Origin of the sequence: Acinetobacter sp. A1 (genome assembly GCF_012371315.1) — a bacterium.
GTDB lineage: Bacteria > Pseudomonadota > Gammaproteobacteria > Pseudomonadales > Moraxellaceae > Acinetobacter.
Genome location: NZ_JAAZQY010000006.1, coordinates 56,188 through 81,303, shown reverse-complemented (window position 1 = coordinate 81,303; position 25,116 = coordinate 56,188). Strand labels below are relative to the sequence as shown.

Annotated in this window: 21 protein-coding genes and 5 tRNA genes; 6 read left to right on the top strand and 20 right to left on the bottom strand. The window is 40.2% G+C overall.

Annotated elements, in window-relative coordinates; genetic code table 11:
* Nucleotides 1-4 precede the first annotated feature (4 nt).
* The 4 genes from HHA41_RS03865 to HHA41_RS03850 all read right to left on the bottom strand — a co-directional run bounded on the left by HHA41_RS03865 (nt 5) and on the right by HHA41_RS03850 (nt 4,112).
* Entirely contained in the window at nt 5-1,846 is a 1,842-nt protein-coding gene (locus HHA41_RS03865; protein ID WP_168460620.1) for a GGDEF domain-containing protein, read from the bottom strand.
* A gap of 162 nt (nt 1,847-2,008) precedes the next feature.
* On the bottom strand, nt 2,009-2,350 hold the full coding sequence (locus HHA41_RS03860; protein ID WP_168460602.1) for an FKBP-type peptidyl-prolyl cis-trans isomerase: 342 nt from the start codon (nt 2,348-2,350) through the stop codon (nt 2,009-2,011).
* 114 nt (nt 2,351-2,464) lie between these two features.
* The gene (locus HHA41_RS03855) at nt 2,465-2,995 is read right to left on the bottom strand and encodes a YaeQ family protein (RefSeq protein ID WP_168460601.1); all 531 of its coding nucleotides are present in this window, start codon (nt 2,993-2,995) and stop codon (nt 2,465-2,467) included.
* A 94-nt stretch (nt 2,996-3,089) separates the two neighbouring features.
* On the bottom strand, nt 3,090-4,112 hold the full coding sequence (locus tag HHA41_RS03850) for a cobalamin biosynthesis protein CobW (protein WP_168460600.1): 1,023 nt from the start codon (nt 4,110-4,112) through the stop codon (nt 3,090-3,092).
* Between the two features lie 490 nt (nt 4,113-4,602).
* Here HHA41_RS03850 and HHA41_RS03845 point away from each other — a divergent pair, with 490 nt between their 5' ends.
* Nucleotides 4,603-4,815, top strand: a complete 213-nt coding sequence (locus HHA41_RS03845; protein ID WP_168417840.1) for a hypothetical protein — start codon at nt 4,603-4,605, stop codon at nt 4,813-4,815.
* A 225-nt stretch (nt 4,816-5,040) separates the two neighbouring features.
* On the opposite strand, the gene HHA41_RS03840 is transcribed toward HHA41_RS03845, so the two are convergent.
* From HHA41_RS03840 to HHA41_RS03820, 5 genes are all read right to left on the bottom strand, one after another.
* Entirely contained in the window at nt 5,041-6,258 is a 1,218-nt protein-coding gene (locus HHA41_RS03840) for an MFS transporter (RefSeq protein ID WP_354667270.1), read from the bottom strand.
* A 29-nt stretch (nt 6,259-6,287) separates the two neighbouring features.
* Nucleotides 6,288-6,866, bottom strand: coding sequence for a TetR/AcrR family transcriptional regulator (locus HHA41_RS03835; protein WP_168417842.1), 579 nt, complete (start codon nt 6,864-6,866; stop codon nt 6,288-6,290).
* 237 nt (nt 6,867-7,103) lie between these two features.
* Nucleotides 7,104-7,625 carry an acyl-CoA thioesterase gene (locus tag HHA41_RS03830; protein WP_168417843.1) on the bottom strand — a complete coding sequence of 174 codons (522 nt, stop codon included), beginning with the start codon at nt 7,623-7,625 and terminating at the stop codon, nt 7,104-7,106.
* A 353-nt stretch (nt 7,626-7,978) separates the two neighbouring features.
* A complete protein-coding gene (locus HHA41_RS03825) occupies nt 7,979-8,155 on the bottom strand; it encodes a hypothetical protein (RefSeq protein WP_168460596.1) in 177 nt (58 codons plus the stop codon).
* Nucleotides 8,156-8,521: 366 nt separating this feature from the next.
* Nucleotides 8,522-9,529 (bottom strand): patatin-like phospholipase family protein, encoded by a 1,008-nt coding sequence (locus HHA41_RS03820; RefSeq protein WP_168460595.1) that lies wholly within the window; start codon nt 9,527-9,529, stop codon nt 8,522-8,524.
* Between the two features lie 248 nt (nt 9,530-9,777).
* Between HHA41_RS03820 and chrA the strand changes: the two genes are divergently transcribed.
* Nucleotides 9,778-10,992 carry a chromate efflux transporter gene (gene chrA, locus HHA41_RS03815; RefSeq protein WP_168460594.1) on the top strand — a complete coding sequence of 405 codons (1,215 nt, stop codon included), beginning with the start codon at nt 9,778-9,780 and terminating at the stop codon, nt 10,990-10,992.
* Nucleotides 10,993-11,139: 147 nt separating this feature from the next.
* On the opposite strand, the gene gltS is transcribed toward chrA, so the two are convergent.
* The 3 genes from gltS to HHA41_RS03800 form a co-directional block, all read right to left on the bottom strand.
* Nucleotides 11,140-12,381 (bottom strand): sodium/glutamate symporter, encoded by a 1,242-nt coding sequence (gene gltS, locus HHA41_RS03810; protein ID WP_168460592.1) that lies wholly within the window; start codon nt 12,379-12,381, stop codon nt 11,140-11,142.
* Between the two features lie 619 nt (nt 12,382-13,000).
* Nucleotides 13,001-14,350, bottom strand: coding sequence for a DcaP family trimeric outer membrane transporter (locus HHA41_RS03805; protein ID WP_168460591.1), 1,350 nt, complete (start codon nt 14,348-14,350; stop codon nt 13,001-13,003).
* Nucleotides 14,351-14,763: 413 nt separating this feature from the next.
* A complete protein-coding gene (locus HHA41_RS03800; protein ID WP_168460590.1) occupies nt 14,764-15,996 on the bottom strand; it encodes a multidrug effflux MFS transporter in 1,233 nt (410 codons plus the stop codon).
* A 144-nt stretch (nt 15,997-16,140) separates the two neighbouring features.
* Here HHA41_RS03800 and yccS point away from each other — a divergent pair, with 144 nt between their 5' ends.
* The 4 genes from yccS (at nt 16,141) to HHA41_RS03780 (ending at nt 22,737) form a co-directional block, all read left to right on the top strand.
* On the top strand, nt 16,141-18,315 hold the full coding sequence (yccS, locus tag HHA41_RS03795; protein ID WP_168460589.1) for a YccS family putative transporter: 2,175 nt from the start codon (nt 16,141-16,143) through the stop codon (nt 18,313-18,315).
* 146 nt (nt 18,316-18,461) lie between these two features.
* Entirely contained in the window at nt 18,462-19,022 is a 561-nt protein-coding gene (locus tag HHA41_RS03790; RefSeq protein WP_168417851.1) for a YcxB family protein, read from the top strand.
* A 157-nt stretch (nt 19,023-19,179) separates the two neighbouring features.
* Nucleotides 19,180-21,789 carry a sulfite reductase flavoprotein subunit alpha gene (locus HHA41_RS03785; protein ID WP_168460588.1) on the top strand — a complete coding sequence of 870 codons (2,610 nt, stop codon included), beginning with the start codon at nt 19,180-19,182 and terminating at the stop codon, nt 21,787-21,789.
* Nucleotides 21,790-21,918: 129 nt separating this feature from the next.
* Nucleotides 21,919-22,737: a YdcF family protein gene (locus HHA41_RS03780; protein ID WP_168460586.1), complete on the top strand. Its 819-nt coding sequence runs from the start codon at nt 21,919-21,921 to the stop codon at nt 22,735-22,737.
* Nucleotides 22,738-22,758: 21 nt separating this feature from the next.
* Here HHA41_RS03780 and HHA41_RS03775 read toward each other — a convergent pair whose 3' ends face one another.
* The 8 genes from HHA41_RS03775 to HHA41_RS03740 form a co-directional block, all read right to left on the bottom strand.
* Nucleotides 22,759-23,220, bottom strand: coding sequence for a DUF2750 domain-containing protein (locus HHA41_RS03775; RefSeq protein WP_168417854.1), 462 nt, complete (start codon nt 23,218-23,220; stop codon nt 22,759-22,761).
* Between the two features lie 94 nt (nt 23,221-23,314).
* Nucleotides 23,315-23,390: transfer RNA gene (locus HHA41_RS03770), tRNA-Val, on the bottom strand.
* Nucleotides 23,391-23,486: 96 nt separating this feature from the next.
* Nucleotides 23,487-23,563: transfer RNA gene (locus HHA41_RS03765), tRNA-Asp, on the bottom strand.
* Nucleotides 23,564-23,589: 26 nt separating this feature from the next.
* Nucleotides 23,590-23,665: transfer RNA gene (locus HHA41_RS03760), tRNA-Val, on the bottom strand.
* A 96-nt stretch (nt 23,666-23,761) separates the two neighbouring features.
* Nucleotides 23,762-23,838 (bottom strand) — tRNA-Asp (locus HHA41_RS03755).
* Nucleotides 23,839-23,864: 26 nt separating this feature from the next.
* Nucleotides 23,865-23,940, bottom strand: a tRNA-Val gene (locus tag HHA41_RS03750).
* Between the two features lie 273 nt (nt 23,941-24,213).
* Nucleotides 24,214-24,723 carry a cell wall-recycling L,D-carboxypeptidase ElsL gene (gene elsL / locus HHA41_RS03745; RefSeq protein ID WP_168460585.1) on the bottom strand — a complete coding sequence of 170 codons (510 nt, stop codon included), beginning with the start codon at nt 24,721-24,723 and terminating at the stop codon, nt 24,214-24,216.
* Between the two features lie 15 nt (nt 24,724-24,738).
* Nucleotides 24,739-25,113, bottom strand: coding sequence for a YbaN family protein (locus tag HHA41_RS03740; protein ID WP_168460619.1), 375 nt, complete (start codon nt 25,111-25,113; stop codon nt 24,739-24,741).
* Nucleotides 25,114-25,116: the final 3 nt, after the last annotated feature.

The window sequence follows — 25,116 nt, the reverse complement described above, 5'->3', positions numbered from 1 at the left end:
TAAATTAAGATTGCACCACGACCTGATCACGCCCAGCATGTTTGGCCTGATATAAATGCACATCTGCAGTTTTCATTAAATCATCCACATGACTGTAGCTATACTCACGCGTCATCCATGCGACGCCTATACTTAAAGTCACGTGTTGTTTATGATCTTCTCTTGCCACATGCTCAAACCGTGCATCTCTTACGGCCTGCAACACGTTTTGCATTAACTGCCCAATCACATGCTGCGGAATATCATGCAGCAAAATGGCAAATTCCTCGCCACCATAACGGGCGACATAAGCGCTTTTAGGTAAGGTCGCATGTAACACCTTGACCAAATTTTGCAAAATTTGATCACCTTTTAAGTGCCCATAATGGTCATTGTATTTTTTGAAATAATCGACATCCAACATTGCAAACACCAAAATATGTCGTTTGGCCTGTAGCGTTTCCACATACAAACGCTGGATTTCTTCATTTAATGCACGGCGGTTATAAGCGCCTGTAAGTGCATCAATTTTAACCTGCATCTCTAGCTTTTCATTTAAGTTGCTTAATTGCTGGGTACGTTCCTGCACTTTAGAATCCAAAGAACTGTTGAGATTAATCAACTTCTGGTTAAGTCGCTCAATATGTAAATTGTGATAGGCATAGTTACGTGCCTGCTGAAACATAATCAACAACGCATACACACTAGTGGAAATAAAAGATAAGTGTATAGAGTCGACCAGATTCAATACCAATAAAAAGTCATGAATAAACGTGGCACACAGTATAATAACTGCCCAAAAGTTGATTGCAGAATAGCTCTCTCCCAAACGAATAGTTTGATAAAACCCGTACGCAAAATTGGCCAAGACGACGATAAAGAAAAAGGCGCTATAAAACGCAAGTTGCTGAAAAATGCTAGGCTCAGCCCATACCGTCACACCAATATTAAAACTGAGCAGCAACATTGCCGCACTATAAATCCAGCGGTTTAAATAATGCGTGCTGAGTAAAAACATATAACTCAGAAAGAATAAAATCGCAAAAAAGCTAAATAAGTATTCGAGTCTTAGCCCCCATGACCAGCTTAAATTCAGGAAAATGGTATAAGCATAAGGGGCAGAAAATAAGTTATGGAGTGCCAGAAAAACGATAAACAGACCAAGAATAAAGATATGTTTGATCTTTCCTCCCTGTGCTTGGCTAAAGGCTGAGAACATTAAAGTAAACACACCGATACCAAGTACTGCACCACAAATCATGGCAATACTCATCATCAAACGCTGAAATTGTTGGTTGATGACACGACTAACACCAATTTTCATTTGGTTTTTTAAGCCACCTTGTAAGCCCTGAAAACTGGAGGCTTGGATGGTTAACGTAAAATATTTACTTTCAGGCACAAAATAAGCAATTCGTGGTGCATTTTCTGTTTGGTGGGTGGCAGCATCTGCCCCCACCGTGCCAACCCGCACCAAACCATCACCATTTAAAAATACTCGATACGCGCCATATTGGTTAGGAATCCAAATTGCAATCCGTTTACCTAAAAATTCTTTAGGAATTTGAAAATACCCAATGAAAGTGCCATAGGTATTGCTATTGCCCGTCAAATCTTCAAATGATGCTGGCAATTCCACCGTCTGTGCAGACAAGACTGCGCTAGGTTCTTGAAGGAGTTGTTGTGGATAGAACAGCCATTTACCTTCTAAAAAGCTGGGATGGTCTTCTGTGAACTGAATATGATTGAGTAGTTTTTGATGTAAATAGTAAGATTCAGGTGCGGATTCATACTGCGCCCAAACATGATGTGTTGTAAGCGTACTACATAGCAACAGCAAACATATAAACGCACAAGTGCGCCACATCTGAATTAAGGCCAAAAAATATAGATCCTGAATATACCTGTTTTTTTAATCTAATCGGTCTTGAGCTAAATTTGAAGTAAAAAATAAGTCATTCATACAATACTTTACATGCATCAGATGAATGACTTATGACCAACGATGTTCAACCAAGATCAAATAAAATTATTGATCGCGTGTTTTCACATCGTAAAGTTCAATTTCAAAAATTAAATTCGAGTTAGCTGGAATAATATTGCCCATTTTGCGCTCACCATAAGCCAAATGTGCAGGTACGATTAACTTACGTTTACCGCCAACTTTCATGCCCATAATGCCTTGATCCCAGCCTTTGATGACACGACCTGTGCCAATCACCGTTTCAAAAAAATTTCCACGGTCAAGTGATGAGTCAAACTTGGTTCCGTTTTCCAACCAACCCGTATAATGTGTGGTAATTAAAGCACCTTTAACCGCTTCTTTACCTTCACCCACCACTAAATCAATAATTTCTAATTCTGCACTCATGCGGATCTCCAAATATAAATGGTCATGTAATTAACATAGACCACAAAGGATTAAATTTTAAAATCAAATGTCTGACTGATTTCCAACCAAATTACAGCAGACTATTGCAAAAGATTATTGCAACTGTGTCCACTCAATCTGAGCCTGCGCCTGATCACCTATCAACGTCCATTCACCATCCATTACATTCAGCTGTAATTGCATGGTGCGTTCGCACAGCGCTTGAATGGCTTCAGTGCTCGCTGCAGACAATTGCCAAACTTCTACATTATTTAAACTTTTGATTTTACTGTTGCGTTTGTACCACTCATCTACCGATGAGCCATAAGCAATAATAGCCACCTGCTTACAACGTGCACTGGCTTTTTTGACTTTGTCTTCGTCTGGGCAGCCTACTTCAATCCATTTTATCAATTGACCTGTTAAGTCTTTTTCCCACAAGGCAGGCTCATCGGTTTCAAACAAATCTTTGGTAAATTCCAAAGCTTCGTCTGCATAACGGGCAAAAGCCAAAATGCGCACCATCAGGCGTTCAATGGTTTCAGAAGGATGCAATGCCATTGTTAGTTGATAGTCACCATATTGATGCACATCCATATTGGCAATGTTCAAATCTGCTTTATAAATTGTCGCTTTTAGCGCCATTGTGCTGTTCCCAAAACCAAGTCAAATTTGCCGCTAAGCATAATAGATTTTAGTTTTTTTTGCTGCATTGATTGCAGTTCAATCTGCACCTTAATCATTCATTTAATGTGTCATTTACAAGCTGACAGGCCAATAATTCTGCTTCAAATGCCTGCCAGTCACGTGCTGTTTGATAAATAATTTCGATGCGGTTATCAATTCCCTCTTCGGTAGATTGATAGTTGAATTGCTCAGGATTGAAGTTAAAACTTTGCCAACCTTGATTGGTGTTAAAAATTCCTTTAATGCGTAACCAGTCTTGTTGCTCACACAGCAAATCTAACAGTGGATAAAAGTCGAATTGCCAACGTTTTGGAAATTTCCAGCCCGCCACCGAATAGCCCTGAGCACTTTCTACATAATGATATGGCAACTGTTTAATTTCTGCTTCAGATGTATTTGCAGCTAGGATCAGCGTTTTTTGTAATTTTAATAAGGGCTGAATTTTGCGTTGTGTGCCTACATACAGTTGATCAATTTCTGCCAAAGTAATATTGCCTTGTGCTGCTTTCAGCCACCTTTGAGCATAGGCTTGATACTCGTGTTGCAATTGCACCAGCGCCTGTTCGTCTGCAGCCTGCATTTGATCTGCATGTGACACCACTATAATTTGCGCAGCTTTCAGTTGATCTGCATATAGGTTTTGCTGTGACCATGCATGATCGTGCAAACGTGATCCATCGACCACAGTCACCAAAGCACGCATAGATAAATGTGTATGCCAATGCGGTTCAGTTAGTTGTTCCAACAATTGTGCAGGATGGCCCAAGCCTGTTGGCTCTATAAATAAACGGTCAGGTTGGGTTTCAGACAATAAACGCGATAAAGCAATTTGCATAGGTAGTTGACTGCTACAACATAAACAACCACCCAGTAATTCTTTCACTTGATAGCCTTGCTGTTGCGGCAACAATTGCTGATCTACTCCAATTTGACCAAATTCATTCATCAGCACAGCCCAGACCTCATGTTCTGGCTTTTGACTGAGCAATTGTTTTAATAAGGTGGTTTTGCCTGCACCCAAAAATCCAGAAATAATATGGGTCGGAACTGCTTTTTGTGGTGCAATTAATTTCAAAACAAACTCACTGTATTAAAGTACAAACAACAGCAAGCATGCTAAGCAAGTTTAGTTTTAAGTTCAATCTGAATCTGAATACGTGAAAATTTGGGCTATAAAATAAGTTTATTGAAAGATTCTCTTACATTTAGCCAGCCTGAATTACGCAATAAATTGCACGAAATTTCCAGCTTTCCACTGATCGATGTAATGTTTTATTGCTGCACCAGCAATTTCCTTTGGGAAAAGACGCTTACTTTGACGAAATTTAGCTGCAATTTTAAAACAAAATTTACCAAATTCTTACCTGCTCATCATCATTGTGCTGTTCAAGTAACCGCATCTGTTTTGCTTTGTTGCAAGTATTGATCCTACATTCTGCACTGCTTAGCATGAGTCCCTGTTCAGCATGTTCAAGTCAGGTGATGACTAATTTGAATATTTGAGAAGCAAGATTCGCTTCTGCTGAATATTTAGGTTTATAAATTTTAAATAAGGATGCCAAACTATGAAATTAACTCATATTCTATTCGCTTCTGCCTTCGCATTTGCTACAGCCAACAGCTTTGCTGCCAAGGCTGAGACCAGCAATACCGAACGAGAAAAAGTGATTGTTTCAACCCAGGAAGCTGTGGCTGAACATGCTTCAGAACAAACTGCTGCACAACCAGCTTCTGAAACTGCAACTGAGCAACCTGCTGCTGCAACACCACAACCTTAAGCCCTTCACACAGTGACACAACGCTAAGTTGTAAATACCACAACCGTTGTGTTTGACTCCACTCTCTGGTCGAACACAGCGGTTGTCTTGTAACTCAAAGCCTAAATCCACCATAGAAAATAATGATGATTAACTCGGAAACAATCTCTTTAGATCGCAGCCAATCCTAATAGCGTAATCAACAGCACTATCCCTTTCTCCACACTACTCAACTGCATTATAAAATTACGCTTTTTTCTTCACCAATGTAGGTACCACCATCAATTTATAGAGCACTAAAGTCAACAAGGTGATCAGCGCACACAACATATAAGTCAGCGAGTAGCCATACCATGCAATGAGAACACCCATCAACACTGAACCAATTGCCATGCCTAAATCAAACAAAGTGAAAAAAGTAGAAATTGCATGCCCCATCCGCTGTTTAGACACAGACTGAATCGCTACGGTTTGTAAACATGGGAACACAGAACCATAACCAATACCAATGAACACAGCAGAGAGCCATAAGACCCATTGATTAGATAAAAAGCTGACGATGGCCAAGCCAATCGCAAAAAATAACAGTGAGGGATAAATCACAGAACTTGGCCCACGCCGATCATATAAGCGTCCAACCCACGGACGTACCGCGATCATCGACACTGCAAACACCACAAAAAACACACTGGTATAAGCCAGTAAGTTTTTGGATTCGCTATACGCGGTGATAAAACTCATGATGCTTGAATAAGCCAGTGCCGTGAGTAATGCCACTAAACTGACAGGAATAACTTTCGTTTCAATCAAGTCATGCCAACTTAAACCTAAACTTTTGAATGTAGTTCGACTCGCTTGCTCTATCGATGCAGGTGGTTGTTCTGTTGCTGTGGTATCTTTCACATCTAACAACCAACAAAAGACAAAGCCTATGCACATAATGATGCATAAAATGGCAAATAACACCTGAAAGCTGCTGAATTGCACTACAGTTAAAGCCAACAATGGCCCGAATACCACACCCAAATTGGTGGACATGACAAAGTAGCCCATGCCCTCACCTTTACGCTGTTCAGGAATAAAATCATTGGCCACAGGTACTGCAACCGTAGTTAAAATACTGAACCAAATACCATGTAAAAAGCGCACCAACAGCAAACTCCACATGCTGTCTATCCACAAATAGCTAAAAGCAAACAGTACAAAAAATAATTCTGAACCACGAAAAGAGAATTTCTTTCCCAGTCTTTCAACAATCAAACCTGAAAATGGCCGAATCGCGATGGAAGAAATTAAAAATAATGTCAGTGCTAAGCCTGCTTCTTTAACCGTGCCACCCAAATCTTTCATAATGTATATGGGTAAAATCGTCAGCAAAGCAAAATAATAAATAAATAAAAACAGGTTATTGCATACGCACAAAATAAAGGAACGATTCCATAATCGTTGTGAACCGTCTGCAATAGAAGATGAAGAAGACATAAAATTTTACTTTACGATTGTGCTGTAGGCATCAATGCAGGTTGAATCACCAACTGCACTAAATCGTGGATATACTGTGCATCAGGCATACGGTTGAAAAAAATAATTTGATAATGAATAGGCCCATATAACGTGTCGAGCATCATCTCAAAAGGATAATCCTCACGAATTTCACCACGCTGAATTGCGACTTGTATTAGCTTTCGTGTTTGCTCACGACGCGGCAATAAATAATCTTTAAAAAACTGCCCCGCAGTTTCACGCTGCTCTGCCATAACCACCAATAAAGCCCGCCCCACGCCATGATTTAAAGCCAGACTCAGTCTTGAAAGTTGCTGCATCAAATTGAATTGTAAGGACTGTTCAAAATCCAACTCAAACACTGACTCAGTTTGTTGTTTAAACGCCTCAAATACCAAATCAGACTTATGCTTCCACCAACGGTAAATTGTGGACTTCCCTACCCCTGCACGTGCAGCAATATCTTCAATGGTCAATTGACGATAGTCCTGCTCTGCAAGCGCAGCCACCACTGCATTTAAAATGCACTGTTTACGCTTGGAACTTTTTTCTGGTGTATGCTCTGTCATGTGCTATCCCAAATTTGTGGATGTGATTTGCTCCACAAAACGATACGATACGTTTCGTTTTAATATAATAAAGTAAGATTACAGTAGATACTAGTGCTAAGACGTTTCAATTGATGATCCATCTGGCTTTACAAGCGAAGTACCTGAGCAATCATTAATTTTTACGGAATAAAATGCAGGCATAAAAAAAACCTGCTTATTTTAAAAGCAGGTTCCGATCAGCGAGTCAACATCAACTTAGCTGTGTTCAGTTTTCTTGTAAATGCTGCAAGATGGATGATGATTTTCCTGCAAACGCGCCACTTTACGCTGTTCTGCAGCTTCAAAACGACAACGTTTCCAGTCATTATCTAACTTCAGTGCTGGAATTTGTTTTGGTTTACCGTGTTCATCTACAGCCACCATCGTGAAATAACAGCTGTTGGTATGGCGTACAGTACGTTTTTGAATGTTTTGTGCTTCTACACGAATCCCAATTTCCATTGAAGTACGGCCAACATGGTTGACACTGGCAAGGAACGTCACCAATTCACCCACATGAATTGGCTCTTTAAAATTCACTTTATCTACCGAAAGGGTCACGACATAACTACCCGAGTAGCGACTCGCACACGCATACGCCACTTGGTCTAATAGTTTTAAAATTGTTCCACCATGTACATTCCCCGAGAAATTTGCCATATCGGGTGTCATTAACACGGTCATGGTTAATTCTGACTGGTCATCTAACACTGGGGCAATTTGATCTAATGGTGACATCGCGTTCTCTAGACTCTTTTCAAGACAGTAAGATAAGAACTATTATTATATCGTGTTTAGAAAAGTTTGAATGTTCATTTCGGCAACAACTGCATCATTATTATTTATATTGTTTATGACAACATTTATTTAAAATTATAAGACTAAAGACCAATGCTCCCAAGCTGTTATTTTTTAATCCATTTCTGTTTTTTTAAAACACTTGTTCAAATTTGATATTCGGTTAATCTCATTGATTCAAGTGTTCAAAAAACCATCGTATTTTTATTTTTTATAGATAATTCAAGTGATTTACCACCCAATCTTAATGCTAGATGACCAGAAAAAGGCTTAAAAATTGACTTACTGATACACTAATTAGCAGCCAAGCGCAGCATTTCCTGCGACACATTGCTATAAGTTAAAGTCTGATCTTGGCTTAATGCAGCTTCAATAACATAAGTCCCATCTGGATTAATCATGGTAATGGTAAAAACAACTTCTGCCATGGTCGCCAGTTTTACCTGCTGCCCCACTTGAAAATACAACATAACGCTGCCCCCTTCAATTTTGTGCTGTGTTCTAAAGTATTTATCTTAAAGTGAATGAATTTTCTTTATTTTTTCTGACAAGCATCATCAAAACAAAAAAGTAATTTGCTACATAGCATAAATTGAAATATGCCAAATGAGAATTTATTTTTAATCTGTTTTAAATCTAAATATCCAAGTCATCTTAAAGAGATACTTTTTAAGTATTCTATTTTTTAATTATAGATATAAATGAATTACAATAATTAAAAGTGAATTTTTCCATGAATAATCATTTTTATTCGCTCGCACTCATACATAAGTTCAATTAGACTCACCCTTTAAATCATCTTATTTGAGTCATATAAAGTTTATAGGCAGTTTTATTCACTGCCCATAGAAAGCCTGTGTGTTACTGGCGTTGTACTCGACAATCCGATGCCCATGACTAAAATGATGACGGTGATAAACCTGATCAATTTTATATAATTGTTGTGTAGTCGCATCTGCGCCTGCCTGCATGGTCGTTTCACGGCCTTTCACATCAAAAATATGTGCCTTTTCACGTAAATCAGGCTCAATCACGACATCCGCCTGCTTCAACTCTTCATTGGCCAAGTGCTTTTGCATGATATTAATGTTCTGGTTAAACAGCCCCCAAACATTACTGGTTTCGGTATGCATTGGCTGAGCTAAAATATTCACGGCAATCACAATATCTGCACCTAATTCACGCGCGACTTTCACAGGTACAGGGCTAACTAAACCGCCATCTACATATTCATGTTCTGCAATTTTTGTAGGGACAAACATACTTGGAATAGACACGGAAGCGCGTACTGCCTGCCCCGTATTGCCATAATTAAAGACGACTTTTTCTCCTTCTTTCAATTCAGTCGCCACTACATACATAGGTATTTTAAATTGCTCTAAACGTAATTGATCGACTTGTGTATTGACATAGTTTTCAACTTTTTTACCATCAAAAAAGCCTTTTAAATCGAAAGTGACATCGCGTACATCATTGGCTTTCATGTTTAAGGCAATGTCACGTAATTGCTGCGCATTTTTTCCACTGGCATAAATTGAACCAACAATGCTGCCCGCACTACTGCCCACAATAAAATCAGGCTGAATACCGTATTGCTCTAATACTTCAATTACTCCAATGTGTGCATAGCCACGTGCACCACCGCTGCCTAAAACCAAAGCCACCACAGGTCGCTTGTTTTTTTGCTTAAGTTGCTGAAAGTCAATTTGATTCAGGCGTGACTCAGCTTCAGCCACAGCAGGCTGCGTAGCCACAAGATTTTGTGTCAAATTTTGCGGCTGTTGTGGGACAGTTTGACAACCCAACATCCATAATGCAGTTAGCGATACACACCAAATTTTCATATAGACCTTCTTGAATCCATAACTTTCAGTCGATACTTCTTTGCAATTTAGAAATAGCAATCTCATGCTTCCATTACATTTGAAACATAGTGACTATTTCAGTACGCACAGGCCACGGGCACTTCAGCGAATCATTCATATAAGTGCGCATAGTCTATCTATTATTTTAACTGATCCTTGTAGTAATTCGTTAAACTGTCACGTCTAACCACTACATTGGCGCACAAGTTGAATCTGTCTAAATATATATGCACACGCTCACTTATTCTTCGCTATTTTGGGTCTTTCTACAATTGGGCTGCCTGTCTTTTGGCGGCCCTGCAGCACACTTGGTATTTTTCCATCAGCGCTTTGTGCAACAACTCAAATGGTTAGATGAAGCACAATATGCCCAAGTTGTGGCACTGGCTCAACTTTTACCAGGCCCAACCAGTAGTCAGGTGGGTTTAGCGATTGGTTATTTACAAAAAGGCTATTGGGGTGCAGTACTTGCATGGCTTGGTTTTACTTTACCTTCTGCTGTGTTCATGGCTCTAGTTGCAGTACTCGGCCATCAATATTTAGAAGTGCTTTCTTCAGATAGTTTCCACACGATTCAACTGATTGTTTTAGCCGTTGTGACTTGGGCATTTTGGCAAATGTTAGGCAGTTTTTGTAAAACTATTTGGCAATACGCCTTAATGCTGGCTGCAGCTGTTTTTATTTATTTTGTGCCTTTTAGCTTGAATCAAGTCTTGGTGATATTGCTCGCAGCAGTATTGGGGATATGGATGGCAAAACAGACGCCAACGAATGTTCAAAATACAGAGGCAACTCAAACGAGCTTTACAGCAAGCCACATTGTACAGCACCGTAAATACGCTATATTTTGGGGTGGGCTGTTTGTTGCACCGTTTATCATATTAACAGGACTCAACTGGCTCACACCAAATTTGCTTTATGCCGCCAACTTAAGTTTCTATCAAGCAGCCTCTTTGGTGTTTGGTGGTGGCCACGTTATTTTGCCCTTGTTACATCAAGATTTTGTCAGTACTGGTTTAGTAAGCGCAGAACAATTTGATTTGGGTTATGCCATGGCACAATTAGTTCCAGGCCCATTATTCAGTTTTGCTACCTATTTGGGCAGTTTAGTTCCCATGACAGATATGATGTGGCTCAATGCTGTTTTAGCGACTTTGGCCATTTTCCTGCCCTCTTTCTTTTTGGTTTTTGCCACCTTGCCGTATTGGTCTTGGTTAATGCAGCAAGCTTATATTCGTCATGCCGTTACAGGTATTAATGCAGCGGTGGTTGGGTTATTGCTCTACATGGTGGTAGAAATGGCACAGCGCTATATACTGAATTTCTATGACCTTATTTTTGTTGCCTTCGTGATTGTGCTGTTAAAGTCAAAATTACCTGTTTGGCTGAGTCTGATTGGAAGCTTCCTGCTCTATACTGTGTTATTAAGTTTTATTGCTTAGGCTATTTTTATAGGAATAACTTGAATCAAGGCCTGCAGCATAACGTTCGAGTATAGAGGCTCACTCACCGTTCAATATCCCACATAAAAAAATGCCAGCTCATGTGAACTGGCATTTTATTTTGCAATCTATCTACATCTGAACAGCTTAACCTGCAAAGAATTTCAAAATAGACTGAATCACCGCGACGTTAATCAAGTCGACAAAGAAAGCACCACATAACGGCACAATCAAAAATGCTTTATAAGATGGGCCATACATATTGGTAATGGCTTGCATATTAGCAACCGCTGTTGGTGTTGCTCCCATCCCAAAACCACAGTGCCCTGCGGCCAATACCGCTGCATCGTAATTTTTGCCCATAATACGGAACGTGACAAAAGCGGCATACAGCGCCATGGTGATGGTTTGCGCACCTAAAATCACCATCAACGGACCTGCCAAATCTGCCAATTGCCACAATTTAAGCGACAACAAAGCCATCGCCAAATATAAAGACAACGACGCATTTCCAAACACATCAATCGCACGGTCAAAAATATTGACTTTAAAAATGCTTTCTAAGATGTTGCGCAGAATCACACCACCGGCCAAGGCCCATACAAATGTTGGCAATTCAAACATACTGCCTTTGGCAAAACCGGTCATAAATTCTGCAAAAGCCAAACATGCGGCAAATAAACCCAAAGTGGTAATTGCATTATCTGCGGTAATTAAACGTACCTGATGCGGATATTCAAATGGAATAAACTCATTAGAGTCTTGATCTGCAGGCGTATTGTCACGTTTTTCAATTTGTTCTTCAGTACGTGGCACTGCCAATTGATGACGGTTGATTAAGGTTTTGGCTAAAGGGCCACCAATCAAACCACCAATGATCAAACCAAAGGTTGCACTGGCCATACCTAATGCCAACGCCCCTTGAATACCATACTGGGTTTCAAAAATTTCGCCCCACGCACCCGCAGTACCATGACCACCCGTTAAGGTAACTGAACCTGCAATTAAGCCAATCAACGGATCAATGCCCAATAACGTTGCAAGGCTAATACCCACGAAGTTTTGCAGCACAATAAATGTGGAAATTGCAATCAAGAAAATAATTAAACTAATTCCGCCCTGACGCAATTTTGTAAAGTTCGCGCTTAAACCAATCGAGGCGAAGAAAATCAGCATAAAACTGGTTTGTAATGCGCTACTGGTGGTAATGCTATAACCCCAAAATTGATGCACCAACAATGAAACAATTGCGGCAACCAAACCACCTGCAACAGGTTCAGGAATGTTATAGCGCTTTAAAAAATCAATTTTATTGACCAGTAAACGCCCTAAAAGCAGAACGATAACCGCAGCAATCAGCGTATAAAACGCGTTAAAAGTAAATTCCATGGCAATATCCATATAGTGATTGCAAATTATTTTTAGCCTAAAGTGTGTCCATACATGCCAGCCCAATTTTGCTGAGCATGTCTTCACGCTACATCAACTAAAAAAAGCTGCAATATAAAGAATGTAAAACAGTATCGTATTTGACCGATGTTTGAGTTGAGTGCGATTCACTGAATCAACCCAGTCCTTAGGTTTCACTCAAGCGTCACTGTTCGCGTTTGCCCAAAGCAGAAGAAAAGAAAGACAAAATACAGTATTTTCACTTTCAGGATGACTTCTAGTGCAAACAACTGAAACGGCTTAACACTGAGGGGTAATCTCATATAAGCTCCAACATATCTGAAATGGATTTAATATTCCCTTATAAGAAAATATTCAACCACTTGATAAAAAACAGCAAGATCAAAGGTCGAACATTATGCATTTTTTTGAGTAAAAATCTGCTTTTTTCTGTACTTTTTTTAATAATTTTTAATTATTGTTTTTAACTATCAGTTCAATTCTATACTCTGTAGAGCATAGGTAAAATTACAGCTTTGAATTTATTTTTTATTTTTGCAATAAAAAACAGAGCTTAATATTAAGCTCTGTTTTTTGTTTTCGCTAAAAGTACTGAAACTTAGAAGCTATAACGTGCCATGAAACCTACACGATCATCACTGAATTTTTCACCAGCAAATGTTTTACGTTCACCATTAATGTATTCGATACCTAAATCAACTGGTTTTACAGGTGAATAGATAAAGTTAATCCATGCTTGTTGTACTTTCTCGTTAGCTCCAGCATTAGTTACTGCAGCTGCTGCACGCGCATAGTCTGTACCATCATCCGCAAATAAAGCACCATAAGCTAAAGTTGAACGTAGTTGTGGTGAGAACTTATAAGTAGCGCCCACTTGTACACCAATCGCTTCATTTTGCTGAATGTCACCATCTGCATCTACGAAGAATGCTGAGTTACTGCCATATAAATAGTTGCTGTTACCTTGTACATAAGATACATCAGCTGAAACTTTAAGTGGCTCAGCAACTTGATAATTCGCACCTACAGCTGCACCCCACCCTGTTTTATCATCACCAGAAGTAGCTTTATAGTGTTCTACTAATGCACGTGCAGAAGCTGAGCCTTTACCTTCCGCAAAGCCTTGAACCAATTTAGCAGTAATTACTGGGGCACGATAGGTCACATTTGATGAAACATTTTCTCTCTTAACTTTAGTTCCAGTTACAACACCCAAATCATTTTTAATTTTTTCTTCTGTAACTTTCAGTTCAGTTGCTGCACTATTACCTTCTTCAGCAGAAACGAATAATTGTGTCGCAGGTGCTAACTTATAATTGTAGCGTACTTGCGGCACACGTGCTGTACCACCGCCAATATTCGTGGCAAAGTCAATCATTTCTGGTGCATGATTAGACAAGAAGTTCGATGTAGTTTGACCAAATAACCAATTATTTAAAGTTAAGTACGCATGACGGATACGCAAGTTGTCAGATGTGCCAGCAAAGTCAACTTCAACTTTACCACCAAGTTTGCTGTCGCCCACTGGTGTATTAAAGTCTAAACCTAAACGTGTCACTTTAGATGTAGCTACAAGTTTATCGCTTACATTATCTTTACTAGTATGCGTCGAGTTAAAGTCACTATCTGCACCTTTAATAATATAGTTCGCATCACCACGGATCGAACCATAAATTGAAACATCTGCACCAGATTTAGATTTTAAGCTGCTTAATGCACTTGCAGGTGCAGCAGGTTTCGCCTGTTGTACTTGGGCAATTTGAGTTTGCTGCTGTTGTTGTACTTGCTGTTGTTGCTGTATTAACGATTTCAACGCTTCAACTTCTTGACGAAGTTCTTGAATTTGTTGTTGCTCAGTTTTTGCTGCGTGAGCAGTACCCACCATTAATGTTGTAACGGCAATCGCCAAACCTTTGATCATAAACTGACCGTTGAATAATTGACTCATTCATTTCTCCAAAATAAAACAACGCTGCATCCGTGCATGATGATTTTTTGAGTCATCTATCGATTTCACATCGAATTATAAAAATGGCTTAAAAATCACCACACTTTTGCCCCAATAGACAAAGACACATCAATATTAAAAATATTACAATTTGTGTCATATATTACAGCCATCAATCTATCAAGTTATTGCCTTTATTAAAATCAGTTTTCCCGCACAAATATAAATAAACGATCAAAATTTCAGATCAAAAAACAAAATAAATATATTTTTCAATTGGTTGAATAGGTTGATTATTCAACTATTTGATCATTCATTAGACTATTGTATATATTTAGGTGTAGTTAAAAGTGTAATATTCCAGCTTAAAAATCAGCGCTACAGAACAAAAAATCTTAATTTTTATTCAATTCTTAATCTAGGTCTGGCTTAATTTTAAAAGTAGCTAACATACCTGCTCCTATAAACAGCAGCATCAGCAGCGCCATATTCAGCAAGGCACTCCACAACATAAAATTCAGTAATACACCACCGATCAGACCACAAAAGAATTGCGCACTGCCCATTACCGCACTGGCTGTTCCTGCTCGTGCACCTTGACCCGCCATGGCCAGTGCCATCGCATTCGGGCCTGTAAAACCAATACCCGATACTGCTAAAAATAGCCCAAGCATAACCCATGTTAAATTGGCTTGTGGCAAACACCCCGTAATCACCAATAATAATGCGCCTGTTACTTGAATAGTGCTGCCCAGTTTTAAGCGTTGTAAAACGCCCAATTTCCCACTGATTTTTTTATTGATGGTCGAAAACAGCATAATGCCAACGGCATTTGCACCAAATAGGTAGGCAAATGCCGTTTCGCTCAGTCCGTATTGATTCATCATGACTGCACTCGAACCACTGATATAACAAAATAAAGCTCCACCGGTTAAGCAGCCTGCCAACATCGGCATGCGGAAATTTGAATCTTTTAGAATAGAGCTATACAAAGTCAGCACCTGCTGAAAATTCAGCTTTAAACGGTGTTGCTTAGCTAAAGTTTCCTGAAAAAAGAAATGCACGCATATTAAACAAACCACGCCAACACAGGCCAGCACCGCAAAAATGGCTTTCCAATTCATCCATTGCAATACCCACGCCCCTAAAGTTGGCGCAATAATCGGGGCAATGGTCATCACAATCATCATGCTTGAAAAAGCCTGTGCTGAAGTTTGTAAATCCAAACGGTCACGAATTGCAGCACGGGCGATCACCACGCCTACACAACCGCCAAGTGCCTGTAAAATACGTGCCGCAATTAAACTCCATTCATTTTGAGCAAAAACGCACAATACACTGGCAACAGAAAACAACGCCAAGCCAAAATACAATGGGGGTTTACGTCCTATACGGTCACTGAGTGGGCCATAAATTAATTGCCCCAATGCCAAACCTAAAAAATAGGCAGGCAAACTATTGGCCACCATTTGGGTAGGTACGCCAAACGCATTTGCCATGACAGGCAAAGCAGGCAAATACATATCAATCGACAATGGCCCAAGCGAGGTCAATAACGCCAACAACAATATCCAAGCTGTTGAATATTGCTGTGAAGATGGTTGTGGCGTACCGTTTGAACTTGGTATCGTTTTTGCTATGGTCATATTTGATGATGAAATGGCATACTTGCAGACAAGCTTACACGCTCCATAGTATGATTTGTTGGCATCAAAGATGAATTTTCACATAATTTACCTGACTCCCATAAAACCTCAGTCTAAACAGAGCATTTGCTTAAAGGAATACAGTTGAAATCTTGGCTGACACGGCTGAAACAAGCGACTTATAACACCACGTTTATGTATAACATCCGCATGCTCATTGCATTTGCGGGAACGGCATTTGTACCCTATTTTATGGGCATGCAACTGGCCACAATTCCACTCACGCTAGGTGTTGTGGCAGCAGGCTTAAGTGATATTGATGACCGCTTTTCAGTGCGGATTGTCAATCAGCTATATACCTATATCGGCTTTTTTATTACCGCCACCTCTATTCAGTTTTTATTTCCACATCCGGTTTTATTTGCCACAGGTTTAATTCTTTCCTGCATTGTTTTAATTCTGCTGGGTTCACTCGGGCGACGCTACGCCACCATTTCTTATGGCTGTTTAGTGGTGTCGGTCTATTCCATGCTTGGGGTAGATTTATTTGAAGAATGGTATATGCAACCACTGCTCTTGGTTGCTGGTGCTATTTGGTATGGTTTAATTTCAACCATTAGCTTTTTGCTGTTCCCCGTGCGTGCAGTACAAGATAAACTGTCGCATAGCTATGCATCTTTAGGCGACTTTTTATTTGCCAAATCCAATTTATTTGATGTCGATATGACAGCAGCGAGTTATCAGCAAAGTATCATCGATCTATCGCTCGAAAATGGTAAATTAATTGGAATTTTTAACGACCTAAAAACCGCATTGCTAACCCGCTTAAAGGGAGACCGTGGGCAAAAAGACACCCGTCGCAGTTTGCAATATTATTTTGTTGCACAGGATATTCACGAACGTGCCGACTCTGCGCATATTGATTATCAAAAACTGGCTAAAATCTTTCAGCACAGCGACATTCTGTTCCGTTTCCAACGCATTTTGTCTATTCAAGGCAAAGCCTGTAAAGACTTAAGCGAAAGTATTTTGCATCGTCAACCCTATTTACATAACAAACGCTTTAAACATGCTTTTGAAAACTTAAAACAATCTTTGGAAAAACTGCGTAGCGAACAGCAATACGATCAAGTCTGGATCAATGCTCTGTTTGCCTTGTATCAGAACCTAAAATCAATAGATGCACAGTTACGCAACCTTGAAACCGAACGTAATATCAAACTGGATAAAGCCAAATATATCGAACAGCAACTCAAAGATGATGATTTGAGAAACTGGGATGATATTGTCATCCGAATCAAACAGCATTTAACGCCTGAATCGGTGCTGTTTCGTCATGCTATTCGTTTATCCATTGTCTTATTAATTGGCTATGTATTTGTGCAAGTGACCAATATTGAATATGGCTATTGGATTTTACTGACCGCTCTATTTGTGATGCAGCCAAACTTCAACACCACTAAACGGCGTTTACGTTTGCGTATTATTGGAACATTGGCAGGGATTGTGGTCGGCTATGCGATTTTATATTTTGTGCCTTCTGTAGAAGGTCAATTATTGATTCTGATCATTAGCGGCATGCTGTTCTTTGAATTGCGCAGTAAACAATATGCACAAGCCACAGCCTTTATGACCATTTTGGCACTCATGAATTTTAACTTGGAAGGTTTGGGTTATGCTGCCGCCATTCCACGTATGCTAGATACCTTAATTGGCTGTGCGTTGGCATGGTTTGGTGTGAGTTTTATTTTCCCTGACTGGAAATTCCGCCGCCTGCCCCGTACCATTCGTCGTTCACTGACGGCTCAATGTGACTATTTGGCAGAAGTCATTGAACAATACAAACATGGACGTAACAATAGTTTAAATTATCGTGTGGTGCGTCGTGCAGCGCACAACACCGATGCCGAAGTTGCATCACTTATTTCCACCTTAGCCACCGAGCCTGACTTTGACCCCACACAAAAAGCGCAAGCCTTTGAATTTCTGTGTCTGAATCATACCTTTATTAGCTATATTGCTGCCTTAGGGGCACATCGTGACAAAGTTGAAGATCAGGAAGTCCTGCAATTGCTCGACCAAGCACTTGATAATATTCGGGGTGCATTACTCAACGATGAAATGCCAGATTTAAGTGCGCACAACATGATACAAACCATTCGTCAGCGTTTAAGCCAAAACAAGGAAGAAGATCAAAAATCCTTGATTATTTTGCAGCAATTATCCTTGATGATGAGTATTTTGCAGCAAATGAGCCGCTTAAAACAAAGTTTGAGCCATGAACACGATCAGGACGCAACAGAGCTAGCCTCTTTGTAAAGCTTGTTGCAAGCAGAGTGTGCGGCATAACTTTTGCCGCACATATGATTATTCACCGACCTTAGCATGATTTTGCGACAATATACTCACTGAATTGCTGTAATTAATGCTAAACTTTTTGCAGTTTTAAATTTGTTAGTTTCACTATGACCGCGAAAAATTTATACGCCTATACCTTACAGCCTGTGACCTATGAAGTTTCTGAAGAAGAACAGCGTCATGCGCAATTGGTCATTTGGCGCAGCACCAATAAAATTGGCATGAAAGCATGGATCATTATGGGCGTCATTGTTGCCCTATCTGTTTTAGGCATTCTTCTGTTAAAAAATTATTCTACTATTTTCTGTTGGGTTGCCATTGTCTGTGTGGTGCTTTACTTATTAGTACGCAAATACGGCTTGGAATGGTACGTCAAACGTAAAATGAATGAATTTCCTGTACAAGAAATTAAGGGCATTCGTTTAGGCGTACAACCGCATGGCATCGTCATGCGTCAGCAAATGGGCGCTCAAGAAGGTGTAGGTGCGATTGGCTGGAAAGATGTGTACGAATGGTACAACACCCCTGAATTTATTTTAATGAACTTTAAAGTAAAAGGTCAGCAAGGTGCTTATATTTTACCAAAGCGTATGGATAGCCGAAACTTCTCCTTTAATACTATTCGTAAGCACTTAACTGAATCTGCTGGCGAAGCAAAGCAAATCTAAATATCCTCTACTGAATAGCAAACCTCTGTCCCTCGTGATGGAGGTTTTTTTTGATTAAAATTAAAACAATAAACGATAATGAGAATAAATATTATTTGCAATACGTATTGCACCTGTATTATTCTTCATCACAATTCATTCTCAACACCCACGCCTTATGTTGAAAAAAACATTCTTCCAAATTCACTGGTTCCTTGGTATTACCGCTGGGCTTATTTTGTCACTCATGGGCGTGACAGGTGCAATTTATTCTTATGAACAAGAAATTCTAAAATGGATGAATCCTGAAAGTTATCAGGTACAAGTTGAGCAAACAGCCAAATTGACACCTGCTGAAATCTATACACATTTTCAGCAAGTACAACCCGATTATAAAATCAATAGCATTAGCATTGCCAAAGACCCTGCAGCCTCCTCAAGTATTAATATTGCCAAAGAAGGTTCAAAACGCGGGCAAAATATTCTCATCAATCCCTATTCGGCAGAAGAACTTCCAAAAGTTAAAGGACGCGAATTTTTTCAGTTTATTCAGCAATTACACCGCAATTTAACCGTTGGGCCAGTCGGTAAACAAATCACAGGCGCATGTACGCTTATTCTGATTTTCTTTGTGTTAAGTGGCATTTATTTACGCTGGCCAAAACGTCATTCATTCAAACAATGGTTCGCAATTAAACCCCAACTTAAAGGGCGCAATTTTATTTGGGACTTACATGCTGTTGTAGGCACATGGGTCATCATTTTTTATCTGATTTTAGCCTGTACCGGACTGTTTTGGTCTTATGATTGGTGGCGTGGTGGCATGTACAAAGTACTTGGAGTGGAACGACCACAGCCTCAGCAACAAGCTCAGCCTCGTGCGAATGCCTCAAATCCAACTCAGCTTAATGCAGCATCGAGCGCTTCTTCTGCAGAGCAGAAACCATCAGAAAACAAAAAAACGAAAAATAATATAGATGCTGCTCAAATCCAACTTGCCTTAAATCAGGCGTGGCATCACTTCCCGCAACAATTAGGACGTGATTATTCCAACATTACCTTCAATGTGCCCAAACAAGCCAATGCGGAAATTGACATCAATTTTGTGGATGCCATTCCTCAGCATGAACGTGCACGCAACACGGCGACCTTTAATTATCAAAATACCAAGATCACTACATTACAGCTCTATGCAGACAAAAAACTTAATGAAAAAATCATGAGCAGCATGTTGCCTGTGCATCGTGGTAGTTTCTTCGGCCCGATTTATCAGTTTATGGTCATGCTGGCTTCATTAATGATGCCATTATTCTTCATTACAGGCTGGATGCTATATCTGAAACGTCGTAAACAAAAACGCTTAACTGTAGCAGCACGTCAATCGCAGCAGCAATTCAGCATTGACCCAAATGCTGAGCAATGGTTAATTGTTTATGCCACGCAAACAGGTGTAGCAGAGCAATTGGCATGGCGCACAGCAACGAGTTTGCAAGAAGCGCATCAACCTGTCACTGTCAAAGCTATTCAAGAATTGCAGCCATCTGACCTCAAAGACAATACCCAAATTTTGTTTGTTGCCAGCACATACGGCACAGGAGATGCTCCCGATTTAGCCTCTAACTTTGTGAAAAAAATCATGTCACAAAGCTCAGACCTCTCTCATTTACGTTATGCCGTTTTAGCTCTAGGCTCTAAAGAATATCCTGACAGTTATTGCGATTTTGGTCATCGTCTTGCTGCATGGCTGCAACGCAATCAGGCTCAAGCTTTATTTGACACCATAGAGGTAGACAATGCCAATCCTGCCGATGTACAACGCTGGAATCAAGCGTTAGCACAGGTGACACAGCTTGAATTGCAAAGTATGCAAATTGATAAAACCTTTGATACATGGCGTTTGCAACAACGTGATTTACTCAATCCAGATAGTTTAGGTGCACCTGCATTTAATATTGAACTTGTACCGCAGCACGAAGCACATTGGGCTGCAGGTGACATTGCCGAAATTCAACCCGGCAATAGCACGGCACGTATTCAATCCTTTTTAGCGCAACATCAACTAGATGCACAAACACTTGTGCCGAAACAGCAGCAAACGCTGCAACAATGGCTTTGGGATAAAGACTTAACTGTTCACATTCAGCCGTTTCAAAGCCTTGAAGATTTATTGGTACAACTGCCTGTACTACCAAGCCGTGAATATTCAATTGCCAGCATCCCAACTCAACAAGTTTTGCGCTTGGTGGTACGCCAACAAGCTGATGCGCAAGGAAAACTTGGCTTAGGCTCGGGGTGGCTGACTCAACATGCAGAATTGGGACAAAACATTGCCCTTCGTATTCGGAATAATCCTAGCTTCCATTTAATTGCAGATAATCGCCCAATTATTTGTATTGGCAACGGTACTGGGCTTGCGGGTTTAATGAGCCTATTACACGCCCGTACGCGTCTTAATTACAGCCAAAACTGGTTAATTTTTGGTGAGCGCCAACAAGCGCATGATTTCTTCTATCAACGCACAATTGAAGCTTGGGTCAATACAGGTATGTTGCAACGACTTGATTTAGCCTTCTCGCGTGATCAAGAAGAAAAAATTTATGTTCATCATAAATTACGTGAACACGCTGCTGAACTAAAACAGTGGATTGCAAACGGTGCTGTAATTTATGTATGTGGCAGTATTCAGGGCATGGCCAGTGATGTCGATCACGCCTTACAAGATATTTTAGGCGATGATCAACTCGAGCAGTTACGTGAGCAAGGTCACTATCGTCGCGATGTGTATTAACTCGGTACGATAACTTTGATGTCATTCCACTGAGATCAAAAATACTCAGCCAAACATGATTTGGCTGAGTGACCAATTGGAATAAGATTTAGATATACTGATTTGCACCAGAATATTGAATTGAAGCTTATGCCACCTGCTCTATCAAGCCAACCCCACACTCAACTGAATTGCTTTAAACGTGTGCTAAGTGGCATGGTTGCCCTGATTTTAGTGCTCGATGGTCTGTATTTAATCAGTTTAAAGAAAATTCATTTTGGCACAGTACTGCCCGTGGTCATTGGTATAATTTTATTGGGTTATGCCTTATTTTACAGATGGATTCAACGCAAGCTCACACAGCACTCAAATCTAAAAATATACTGGAGGTTAGGCTGGGGCTTATTCTGGATGTGGTGCATCAGCTTATTCTGTTTTTTTGCTTATATTCATTTTGGAACACAATCTCAAACATCTACTCAAGCCAATGCCAAAGTGGTTATAGTATTGGGCAGCGGGATTGAAAACGGACTTCCCTCACCAACATTAGCCAAACGGCTAGACACTGCAGCAACTTACGCATTACAACATCCACAAAGTTATTTGATTGTGAGCGGAGGGCCCGCCTTTGCAGAACAACTGACCGAAGCACAGGTCATGTCAAATTATTTACAACAGCATTATGCCATTGCCGCATCCAGAATTATTTTAGAAACGAAAAGTACCAGCACAGCACTGAATTTACAGAATAGCCAACCACTACTCCACCACTTAGGTACAGATAAAACTCAACCGATTATAGTAGTCACCAGTGATTTTCATACCCTACGCGCAGCTGCAATTGCCAAACGGCAGGGTTATAAGCAATTCAGCATGCTCAGTGCACCTACACCACTCTATACGCGCTATAACGCATGGTTACGCGAGTATTTTGCATATATCAGTGGTTGGTTGCTCAATGAATATTAAAATTCCAACAATACAGCTTGCTTAATTGATACGAATCGAACGTGGTAATGGAATTTGCATATCTTTAAAAAATTCCGGTTTTTGCATATAAACCTGATACAAATAATTTTTCAAATCTAGCAATAATTTCTCAGGGGCAACCAATACATTCTGCCCTTCTGGACTTAAATTCATAGAAATATTGGTGCTTTCTTGACGTAAAAAAGGAATCACTTTTTCAATAAAATCTTTTAGTGAAATTTCTTGTACTTGATAGTTGGCCCAATTGTCTTTGATTAGCAATTTAGCCAAACTTTTATTTTGCCAAATTGCAAAAGCACGCTGGCCTGTAGGTGTTGCACACAATGCCCAACCATCTTCATATAAAGCAAACACATGCCCCTGAGACACCATCGTCTCAATAAATTGCTTATAAATATCTTGCGCGTTATAAGTTTGCGTTACTTGCTTAGACGCCGCTTTACGTTGATAAGGATTTCGCATAAGTCACGGATATTAATATTATTATAGATAAAAAATTCTAGGCGAATTTATAGCAATACGCAAGAAATATAAGATAAAGAAGGAGAAGAATATATGGTGGGCGCTGACGGGATCGAACCGCCGACATTCTGCTTGTAAGGCAGACGCTCTACCAACTGAGCTAAGCGCCCTGAGATATAAAAATAACGCTGTTATTTTTAAGACGCAAGACCAAAAAAGAATAGTCTTGGTATTTGATCACACTTTTCACTTCAGGGCGTGAAAAATGGCGCAGCGGACGGGGCTCGAACCCGCGACCCCCGGCGTGACAGGCCGGTATTCTAACCAACTGAACTACCGCTGCACGTAAGAATCTATAACGAAAAGGCTTGGTGGGCGCTGACGGGATCGAACCGCCGACATTCTGCTTGTAAGGCAGACGCTCTACCAACTGAGCTAAGCGCCCTGAGATATAAAAATAACGCTGTTATTTTTAAGACGCAAGACCAAAAAAGAATAGTCTTGGTATTTGATCACACTTTTCACTTCAGGGCGTGAAAAATGGCGCAGCGGACGGGGCTCGAACCCGCGACCCCCGGCGTGACAGGCCGGTATTCTAACCAACTGAACTACCGCTGCACGTAAGAATCTATAACGAAAAGGCTTGGTGGGCGCTGACGGGATCGAACCGCCGACATTCTGCTTGTAAGGCAGACGCTCTACCAACTGAGCTAAGCGCCCTTAACGTCTTCATCGTTTGTGAGGTGCATTATAGAGAATCTTTACCGACTGTCAAACGCTTTTCGGCTTGTTTTCAGTTTTTTGTGACTGAGTGATTAAAAAATAGGTGATCCGCTATAAAAACAAACAAATTCTGTAAGTTATTTTAGTTTTCAAGCAAAATTAATGGGCTTTTCAACTTGTTAGCACTTGCTTAGCCTACACATTGATTTACGCATTTGGCTAGAGTTTTATAGTTCACTATAACTACCCTTTTCATGCAAAACTTGCAGATCAACCATTCAAATCAAGTTTATGTTCAGAAATATAAACCAATGCTTTTTCAGGAGTTAACTCAAATAATTCTAAAATATCCTGATTGCGCATACGAATACAGCCATGTGAAGCAGGAATACCCATCGGCTCTGTATCTGGTGTGCCATGCAAATAGATATAACGTTGAAAAGTATCGCAGCCCTCGCCCTGATTAAACCCTTGCTCTAGACCGCTAAGCCATAAAATACGGGTTAAAATCCAGTCTCGCTCAGGAAATTGCTCTGCTAAATCTAAATTGTAAATTTCACCTGTTGGCTGACGGGCAATAAAAACTGCATTTTCAGGTTCATTTTCCCCAAACTTTAAAGCAACTTCATGCCATCCGCGCGGGGTCTGACCACTATTTTCAGCTTCACCAATGCCATTAACACCGCTGGAAATAACATAAAATTTACTATGCTTAGGCAGATATAAAGTTTGCTCTGCTAAATCAATCAAAATATCAGCTTGGGCGTATGAATATGTCATTGCTTCATCCTATTATTATTCTTTAAATGGTGGCTCAGGTTCAGGACGTAACCACAACCACACGCCAACTACAAACATGGTGGTATTGGTAAAAATTTTGACTGCAACCGGTGCTGTGGTAAACAACATAATGATCGCACTGATACTCATCATAATAGTGGCAAACCACTTGGCTTTACGTGGCACTGTCCCATTAGCGCGCCAATCCCTTAAGGTACTGCCATATTTAGGATGATTCAGCAACCATTCATCCATTTGCGGCCACCCGCGTGAAGCGGCCCATGCTGCAAGTATCAGGAAAACTGTGGTGGGCATGCCTGGCAGCAATGCACCAATAAAGCCAAGGATGACAAAGATCACCACCAAACTTCGCCAAAACAAGCTTTGCATACC

What these genes read in the sequence shown, in the direction of transcription:
- HHA41_RS03865 (WP_168460620.1), bottom strand. Translation starts at nt 1,846, where the DNA reads ATGTGGCGCACTTGTGCGTTTATATGTTTGCTGTTGCTATGTAGTACG.
- HHA41_RS03860 (WP_168460602.1), bottom strand. Translation starts at nt 2,350, where the DNA reads ATGAGTGCAGAATTAGAAATTATTGATTTAGTGGTGGGTGAAGGTAAA.
- HHA41_RS03855 (WP_168460601.1), bottom strand. Translation starts at nt 2,995, where the DNA reads ATGGCGCTAAAAGCGACAATTTATAAAGCAGATTTGAACATTGCCAAT.
- HHA41_RS03845 (WP_168417840.1), top strand. Translation starts at nt 4,603, where the DNA reads ATGAAATTAACTCATATTCTATTCGCTTCTGCCTTCGCATTTGCTACA.
- HHA41_RS03835 (WP_168417842.1), bottom strand. Translation starts at nt 6,866, where the DNA reads ATGACAGAGCATACACCAGAAAAAAGTTCCAAGCGTAAACAGTGCATT.
- HHA41_RS03830 (WP_168417843.1), bottom strand. Translation starts at nt 7,625, where the DNA reads ATGTCACCATTAGATCAAATTGCCCCAGTGTTAGATGACCAGTCAGAA.
- HHA41_RS03825 (WP_168460596.1), bottom strand. Translation starts at nt 8,155, where the DNA reads ATGTTGTATTTTCAAGTGGGGCAGCAGGTAAAACTGGCGACCATGGCA.
- HHA41_RS03820 (WP_168460595.1), bottom strand. Translation starts at nt 9,529, where the DNA reads ATGAAAATTTGGTGTGTATCGCTAACTGCATTATGGATGTTGGGTTGT.
- chrA (WP_168460594.1), top strand. Translation starts at nt 9,778, where the DNA reads ATGCACACGCTCACTTATTCTTCGCTATTTTGGGTCTTTCTACAATTG.
- gltS (WP_168460592.1), bottom strand. Translation starts at nt 12,381, where the DNA reads ATGGAATTTACTTTTAACGCGTTTTATACGCTGATTGCTGCGGTTATC.
- HHA41_RS03805 (WP_168460591.1), bottom strand. Translation starts at nt 14,350, where the DNA reads ATGAGTCAATTATTCAACGGTCAGTTTATGATCAAAGGTTTGGCGATT.
- HHA41_RS03800 (WP_168460590.1), bottom strand. Translation starts at nt 15,996, where the DNA reads ATGACCATAGCAAAAACGATACCAAGTTCAAACGGTACGCCACAACCA.
- HHA41_RS03790 (WP_168417851.1), top strand. Translation starts at nt 18,462, where the DNA reads ATGACCGCGAAAAATTTATACGCCTATACCTTACAGCCTGTGACCTAT.
- HHA41_RS03785 (WP_168460588.1), top strand. Translation starts at nt 19,180, where the DNA reads ATGTTGAAAAAAACATTCTTCCAAATTCACTGGTTCCTTGGTATTACC.
- HHA41_RS03780 (WP_168460586.1), top strand. Translation starts at nt 21,919, where the DNA reads ATGCCACCTGCTCTATCAAGCCAACCCCACACTCAACTGAATTGCTTT.
- HHA41_RS03775 (WP_168417854.1), bottom strand. Translation starts at nt 23,220, where the DNA reads ATGCGAAATCCTTATCAACGTAAAGCGGCGTCTAAGCAAGTAACGCAA.
- elsL (WP_168460585.1), bottom strand. Translation starts at nt 24,723, where the DNA reads ATGACATATTCATACGCCCAAGCTGATATTTTGATTGATTTAGCAGAG.
- HHA41_RS03740 (WP_168460619.1), bottom strand. Translation starts at nt 25,113, where the DNA reads ATGCAAAGCTTGTTTTGGCGAAGTTTGGTGGTGATCTTTGTCATCCTT.